5 protein-coding genes and 2 pseudogenes are annotated in these 7,776 nt (G+C 53.2%); 6 read left to right on the top strand and 1 reads right to left on the bottom strand.

Going from position 1 to position 7,776, the window contains the following annotated elements; translation table 11 throughout:
* Positions 1-255 precede the first annotated feature (255 nt).
* Positions 256-1,137 carry a carboxylating nicotinate-nucleotide diphosphorylase gene (gene nadC, locus ACTHUT_RS11405; RefSeq protein WP_250600533.1) on the top strand — a complete coding sequence of 294 codons (882 nt, stop codon included), beginning with the start codon at positions 256-258 and terminating at the stop codon, positions 1,135-1,137.
* A 107-nt stretch (positions 1,138-1,244) separates the two neighbouring features.
* On the opposite strand, the pseudogene ACTHUT_RS11400 reads toward nadC, so the two are convergent.
* Positions 1,245-1,934: pseudogene (locus ACTHUT_RS11400) on the bottom strand (TonB-dependent receptor); the annotation flags it as partial.
* Here ACTHUT_RS11400 and ACTHUT_RS11395 point away from each other — a divergent pair.
* The 5 genes and pseudogenes from ACTHUT_RS11395 to ACTHUT_RS11375 form a co-directional block, all read left to right on the top strand.
* A pseudogene (locus ACTHUT_RS11395) lies at positions 1,848-2,399 on the top strand (MBL fold metallo-hydrolase); the annotation flags it as partial. The pseudogenes ACTHUT_RS11400 and ACTHUT_RS11395 overlap by 87 nt on opposite strands.
* 311 nt (positions 2,400-2,710) lie before the next feature.
* On the top strand, positions 2,711-4,909 hold the full coding sequence (locus ACTHUT_RS11390; RefSeq protein WP_284675698.1) for a TonB-dependent hemoglobin/transferrin/lactoferrin family receptor: 2,199 nt from the start codon (positions 2,711-2,713) through the stop codon (positions 4,907-4,909).
* 74 nt (positions 4,910-4,983) lie between these two features.
* Positions 4,984-5,775 carry a heme/hemin ABC transporter substrate-binding protein gene (locus ACTHUT_RS11385; protein WP_250600525.1) on the top strand — a complete coding sequence of 264 codons (792 nt, stop codon included), beginning with the start codon at positions 4,984-4,986 and terminating at the stop codon, positions 5,773-5,775.
* 142 nt (positions 5,776-5,917) lie between these two features.
* Positions 5,918-6,859 (top strand): FecCD family ABC transporter permease, encoded by a 942-nt coding sequence (locus ACTHUT_RS11380; protein WP_295864016.1) that lies wholly within the window; start codon positions 5,918-5,920, stop codon positions 6,857-6,859.
* A gap of 46 nt (positions 6,860-6,905) precedes the next feature.
* Positions 6,906-7,631, top strand: a complete 726-nt coding sequence (locus tag ACTHUT_RS11375; protein WP_250600521.1) for an ABC transporter ATP-binding protein — start codon at positions 6,906-6,908, stop codon at positions 7,629-7,631.
* The last annotated feature ends 145 nt before the right edge of the window (positions 7,632-7,776 follow it).

Raw genomic sequence — 7,776 nt, 5'->3', positions numbered from 1 at the left:
CATCGGACTGCCGCTGGGCAGCCGTTAGCCCGTTTTCAGACGACCTATAGTGGATTAACAAAAATCAGGACAAGGCGACGAAGCCGCAGACAGTACAGATAGTACGGAACCGATTCACTTGGTGCTTCAGCACCTTAGAGAATCGTTCTCTTTGAGCTAAGACGAGACAACGCCGTACTGGTTTTTGTTAATCCACTATAAAATGAAGTTTTGCCCCATCGTACAACATCAATATTTTTCAACAAAGGAAACTCCATGTCGTCTGAAAACACCCTCTTCCCCCTGCCCGACACCCTGTTGCGCCCCATGGTGGAACAAGCCTTGAGCGAAGACTTGGGCAGGCGCGGCGACATTACGTCCGCCGCCGTCATCTCACCCGACAAAACCGCCAAACTCTTCCTCGTCAGCCGCGAAAACGGCGTCATCGCAGGCATAGACTTGGCGCGCCTCGCCTTTCAGACGATGGATCCGTCCGTCCGCTTCCAAGCCGAAATCCAAGACGGGCAAGCCGTCCGCGCAGGTCAGACGCTTGCCGCCGTCGAAGGCAACACCCGCGCGCTGCTTGCCGCCGAACGCACCGCGCTCAACTACCTCACGCACTTAAGCGGCATCGCCACCGCCACCGCGCTTGCCGTTGCCGAAGTCGCCGAATACGGTACAGACATCGTGTGCAGCCGCAAAACCATCCCCCTGCTGCGCGTCCTGCAAAAATACGCCGTCAGGGCGGGCGGAGGCGTGAACCACCGCATGGGTTTAGACGACGCCGTACTCATCAAAGACAACCACCTCGCCTATTGCGGCAGCATCGCCCAAGCAGTTCGACAGGCAAAACAGGCGGTCGGACCGTTGACCTGCGTAGAAATCGAAGTGGACACGTTGGCACAACTGGATGAAGCCATCGCGGCGGGTGCGGAACGGATTTTGCTGGACAACATGGACGACGAAACCCTGAAAGAAGCGGCAAACCGCTGCCACACACAAACCGTCCACCCCCATACCATCTATTGCGAAGCATCGGGCGGCATCGGCTTCGACCGCCTGAAGCGTGTGGCACAAACCGGCGTAGACGGCATCGCCCTCGGCTATCTGACCCACAGTAGCCGCTCGTTAGACATAGGGTTGGATTTCGTGGCATAGATTTCGAGTTTGCTATAAAGCAAAGGCCGTCTGAAATATTGACGTTTCATTTTCAAGCAGCCTTTTTAATTCCAAAGCAGAAGATATAAAAATTATGCAGGTTAGCTTCAACTTTCATATAACATGAAAGAGTAGGGCATAACTAAGCCATCATGTAAAAAGCCGTCTAAAACCCAATGTTCAGACGGCCTTTTTCCAGTTATCCCAATGCGTATTGTCCTGCCCGGTGCAGGCAGATAGGAGCGGCTCATTGGGTCGAGGTAGTAGCGGTTGGTCAGATTGCTGCCCACCAGTTCGGCAGTCAGGTTTTTGCCGATTTTATAGCGCAGGTAGGCATCCCATACCGCAACAGGCTGCCAGCGCATATCGTTATATTGGGGTTTATGATTAGTTCCCATATATTGATTGAATACGTTGTAGTGGGGCTGCCACGCATCATTGCGGTTTTCATAGACGCGGCTGTGATAATGGAAGCGCACGCCTGTTTCCAGTTTGTTGACAAGGAAACGGCTGCCCAATTCGGCATCAATCGACCAATGAGGTTGAAGCGCGCTTGCCAGATAGCCCGAATCGGTCAAGCCGCCGTGGTTGCAGACAGGACGGTTCATAGTCTTACCGTTTTTCACAAAATAGCTTGAATCAACCATGCCCTCTGTTGCGGATGTCCAAGGGAAATTTTCGTCGCACATTTTGTTTTTCAGGCTGCGGAATACGTTCAGGCTGCCGAAGACGCGTCCGGTATCGAAGCGGGTGGACAGCTCGACACCACTGCGGATTTGTCTGTCGAATTGTTCGAACGCGTGTTGAACGGCAGCGCCGTCTTCAACGGCGTAACCATCAGCAAAACCGGCGGCGTACACGGTACAGAAGCCATGTATGCCAACCCGCAGCTAGCCGAAATCTTAGGCGATGCAATGGGTGTGGTATTCCAAAGCAGCGGACACAAAACCGCTTATATTATGGGTGATACTGTGTGGACGGCAGATGTAAACAAAGCATTGAACCGCTACAAACCCGATTATCTGATTATGAACACGGGCTACGCGCTGATTTCAGGCATTTCAGACGGCATTATTATGGGGACGGCTGATGTATTAAAAGCCAGCCAAGTCATGCCTAAAGCCAAAATCATCACCGTACACATGGATACCGTGAATCATACCGCCGTCAGCCGCGCCGATATGCGTAAATTTATACGCGGTCAAGGCATTGAAAGCCGTGTGAACGTTCCGGAAGACGGAGAAATCCTGAAACTGGATTGATAAACGGCTTATTACCCTAAAGCAGCCTGCACCTTGTTTTCAAAGTGCAGGCTGCTTTTCGGATTTCAGACGGCCTTTAAAAGCAGTCTGCACAGGGTTTTCAGATAGCCTGAAAACTGCGTTTATGGCTTAACGGCCGCATCGCTGCCGTATCAGTCAATCATGGGCAGGTTAGAGCAGGCAGGCGTAGTCAGACGAATACATATGCTCCGCACCTTTGTTAGTGCTGTCTTGCAGTTCCCAAACTTGCAAAAACCGCCTATTTATTTTATAAATGCAAACCATTATTATTCAAATAATAAGGTTATGTAATGAAAAAGAAAGCGATTGCCTGTGTAGTAGGGGCGGTTTTTTCCAGACAGTTATATGCGGCTCAGATGCCGGTAGCTCAGGCAGAAATAGAGCCTGTGGTAGTCACGGCCGACCGCAACGCGCAAACGCTGGACAAAGCTGCGCCGAATGTGTCGGTTATCGGGCGCAAGACCTTAAACCAAGCGTCGGCGCAGAATTTGGACGATATCGTTTTGTACGAACCCGGCGTCAGCGTGCCGTCAGACAACAACCGCCGCGGTCATGCCGGTATCAATATCCGAGGCATAGACGGCAACCGCATTCTGATGATGGTGGACGGCGTGCGCATTCCCGAATCTTATGCAGGAGGCGGCTCCAACGGCGCGATTTCGGGACGCGATATGGTCGAAAGCGACACGCTCAAGCAGGTCGATATTGTCAAAGGTCCTTATTCCGCGCTGTACGGCAGTGACGCGCTCGGCGGCGTGGTGAATATGGTGACGCTTTCTCCGAGTGATTTCGTCGATGAAGGCAAACGCGGTTATTTTGGCTTGAAACACGGCTACCGCAGCCGCGACCGCAGCCATGGCGTAACGGCGACTGTGGCAGGTTTTCATGAAAACGCCGAAGGTCTGCTGATGCTGACGCGCCGTCAAGGTCATGAAACCGAAAACATGGGCAGCGATACCAACTACTCGACTGCGCGTACTGCCACCAATCCACAGAAAAACAATGCCTACAATATCTTGGCGAAAGGCAATATCGGCAACGAACGCCACCGCTTGGAAACTTTGTACGAACAGTATTACCACGCCAACGATACCGTGTTGGCAAACAGCTTGGGTTCGCGATCGCGCGGGCCGGTAACCATCGCAACATCTGAGAGCAATGCTCGCGACCGCATCCGCCGTCAACGTATCGAAGCAGGCTACCGCTACACTGGCGAAGGCCGTCTGAAAGAAGCCAACCTGACTGCCTATCAGCAAAAACTGCGTACGGAAGACGATGCCGTCGATGTGAGCATTACGCGTATGGGCGCGCGCCAATTAGGTAACTCGACCCGTTATTCCGACTACGGTTTCAATCAGACCATACGCGGGCTGAACGGACGTAGCGTGTGGGAGTTTGACGGCGCGGTCAAACAAACCGTCGTTGCCGGTGCCGAATACAAACACACCGAGACCGCCCGTCCGCGCGACAGTCTGACAGTGGACAATCTGAACGGCGCCGTCAGCAAAGTTTATGCAGGCAGCACCTATCCGAATAAAACCTTCCCCGACAGCAAGCGCAAAACGTTCAGCGTTTACGCACAAGACAGCCTGACCTTCGGCAACGGCATTGTTCTAACTCCGGCCTTGCGTTACGAAAAAGACAAGCTGAACACTTCGACCGACCAAGCCTATCTCAATGCCAATCCCAGCGGAACGGCGACGCGCTTTAGTGATTCCGCGTTTACGCCCAGCCTGCGCCTGAGTGTGCCGATGGGCGAGCAGTTCACCGGTTTTGCCACTTATTCACAAGGCTTCCGCACGCCGCCGTTTGACAGCGCAACCATGGCGTTTGCCAACACGACCTACGGCTATGCCGTCATCCCGAATGCGGATCTCAAATCCGAACGCTCCAACAGCTTTGAATTGGGGATGAAGTTCAAAAACGAACGCGCCCGTGCGCAAGTCACCGCGTTCTACAACCGTTACCGCAACTTCATCAACCGCACTGAAATCGGCACCTCCATCGTTGGCGGACGCCCGATTATCCAGTACCAATATCAAAACCTTGATCACGTCAAAACCTACGGTGCTGAAGCTTCTGTCGCCTACAAATTCCTGCCGGACTGGCAAGTCTCCGGCAGCATCGCTTGGATGCGCGGTGAGCAGCAGGATGGCAAACCGTTGGATTCCGCTTATCCGCTCAACGGCGTTTTGGGTTTGGATTACACTCAGGAAAAATGGGGTGTGGGTACCAAGCTGCGCTGGTCGAAAAAACACAGCCGTGTCAGCAGCGACACTGTTTTCCAAGCGCCGGGTTATGGCGTATGGGATGTCGGCGCGTGGTACAAACCGTTTAAAAACCTTGAAATCGGCGCAAACATCTACAACGTCGGCAACAAAAAATACTGGCAGCACGCAGACGTTGCCGGCATGAGCCGTACCAGTGTGATGGACTTGTACACCGAAACCGGCCGCAATTTCGCCGCAACCGTACAACTGAAGTTCTAATGTGATTCAACCGTTTTCAGACGGCCTGAGAAAACGAGCAGGCCGTCTGAAAGTATGCGACAAGGAAAAAAACAATGAAACTCAAACTCCTCCTGCTTTCCGCACTTATTTCGTTGACCGGCACTGCACACGCGCAACGCATCGTCGTGTTAACCCCCGATACGGCAGACATTGTTGCCGCACTCGGCGCATTGGACGAAATCGTCGGCCGCGATCAGACCGTTCAAAATCCGGCGTTGAAGAACAAGCCCAGTATCGGCATTCATCGCCGTCTGACGGTTGAACCGATTGTGGCTGCCAAACCCGACATCGCCATCGGGTCATGGATGGCGCAGCCTGCCGATATTTTTGCCCACCTGCAAAAAGCAGGCATTAAAGCCGTCAATGTTGCGCCCGATGACAGCATCGCCGCCTATCCGCAAAGTATCCGCAACATCGGCCAGCTTATCGGCAAAAGTGCGCAGGCGGACAAGTTGGCCAGTAAGTGGCAGGCGGATATGAAACAGCAGCCTTCCAGTGGCAAACGCTACCTCTTCAGCTACGACGGGCGCATCGTATCGGGCAAGAATACTGCCGCCGACGAAATCATCCGCCGTGCCGGCGGTATCAATGCCGCAGCCGCCATTGACGGCCTCAAACCGATGACGCGTGAGGCATGGATTGCGGCCAAACCCGACATCATCATTATTGCCGACCACAACACTGCCATGATAGGCAACGTCAAAACCTTTGCCGCACGCCCCGAAATCGCCGGCTCGCCTGCCGCGAAAAACGGCAAAATTTATTTGTGGAAGGCCAACGATATGTTCCGTTACGGGCTGGATACGCCGCAAGTGATTCAGCGTTTGCACGGTTTGGCGAAATAAACGCGCCTGTTTTGAACGCCTTGCCTGATTTTTGTTTTCAGACGGCCTTGATTTGTTCCTTCTTATTGAGGAGGAAGTAAAACGGCTGTCTTAAAAATGCCGTCTGAAACTGTTCCTCAATCCGCTTAAACCGCATGATGTCATGAAACCGCATACCCTTACCCTCTGCCTGCTGCTTACTGCCGCCGCCGTTTATTTGTGCTGCGGCATCGGTTTTGGTGCGTGGGAGTCGCCGTTGGCGATGGATGAAACCGTCCGCCAAATCCGTTTACCGCGCATCTATACCGCGCTTTTGGTCGGAGCCGGTTTGTCCGCTTCAGGTGCGGCATTGCAGGCTTTATTTGAAAACCCGCTGGCCGATCCGAGTTTGATCGGGACGTCGGGCGGTGCGGCCTTGGGCGTGATTGTGCTATTGGCTTTGGGTGGTGGTGCGATGGGTGTGCCGGCGGCGGCTTTTCTCGGTGCATTGGGTGTGTGCCTGCTGATTTTGGCAGTGCACAAACTGCTCGGCGGCGGTACTTTGGGATTGCTGGTGTTGGGGTTTGTGTTGAGCGCGTTTTCGGGCGCTGTGGTCAGCATGATTTTGTTTTTATCTGACGATTTGGTATTGCGCAGCGCGACCACATGGCTGTCGGGCAGCCTTGCCGAAGCCGGTTTCTCATCGCCTGTCGCGGCAATTGCGGTCATGTTGCCCGGTTTTCTGATTTTGTTATCCGCAGGCAGGCGGCTGGACGTTTTGATGACGGGGGAAGATACGGCTGCCAGTATGGGTGTATCAGTTGGGGCTTTGCGTGTGCAAACCGTAATCGGCGCGGCATTGATGACGGGGGCGGCGGTATCGCTTTCGGGCATCATCGGTTTTCTCGGCATGATGATCCCCAATGTGCTGGCGCAAACCGTCGGCGGCAGCCGCCGCAAACTGATTGCGCTGTCGGCTTGGTTGGGCGCAGTGTTTTTGATGGTGGTGGACGGCGCGGCGCGCTGGCTGACATACCCTGTCGATCTGCCGGTCGGTATCGTGATTGCCTTATTGGGCGGACCATTTTTTATGTATTTGTTTATCAAGCCTTTGAAAAGCCGTTGATGCCTAAACAGGCCGTCTGAAACTTCATTGCCCCATATTTTTTGCCATGCACACCTTATTTCAAATCTGTAATCTTTCCGTCCGCGTCCAAGACAAAACCCTGCTTGAAATCGATCAACTGGATATACCTTCGGGCATGACCGTCATTATCGGTCCGAATGGCGCGGGCAAATCCACTTTGTTGCGTGCCTTAATCGGGCAAACAGGGCAGGGGAAAATCACGCTTTTCGGTGAGGCCGTCGCGCCGCAAATCCGCGCGGGCAGGGTGGCATGGGTGGGGCAGCATGGGCGTTACAACATGCCGATGACCGTACGCGAATATATTGCTCTGGCGTCATTTGTGCAAAAAGGCCGTCTGAACCATGAATGGGCGGATGAGCTTCTCCACTATTTTGATTTGACGGCATTGGCGGATAAACGCATCAGCAGGCTTTCTGGCGGTGAACAGCAACGTGCCAACATCATCCGCGCCCTGTTGCAAAACGCGCCAGTCTTGCTTTTGGACGAACCGTGCAACCATCTCGATATCCGCCACCAACACCGCCTGATGCAGTATTTGGCCGGGCATTCAAACCGTGCCTCATCAATGATGGTATTGCACGATTTAAACCTCGCCGCGCGTTATGCGGAACATATTATTTTGATGGATAAAGGAAAAGTCGTTGCATCAGGCAAGGTGGGCGAAGTGATGCGTCCCGACTTGCTTGAATCGGTTTACGGTTGGCAGATACGCCGTTGCGAAGATGAAGCAGGGTTTTATTTCAGAAGCTGAGTGCCAACAGGCCGTCTGAAAAACGATAAAGAAAATTTATTTTATCGTTCAAAAATGAAACGAGATGGGAGGATATTCCCGACTTGAAGAACCAAATTTTGCGCATTTCACAAATAAAATGCCGATTTTCATCAAATAGAAATAC

This window comes from Neisseria sp. P0022.S010, assembly GCF_051956635.1.
Note: the sequence above shows the minus strand (reverse complement) of the source record. Positions and strands in the feature narration are given on the sequence as shown.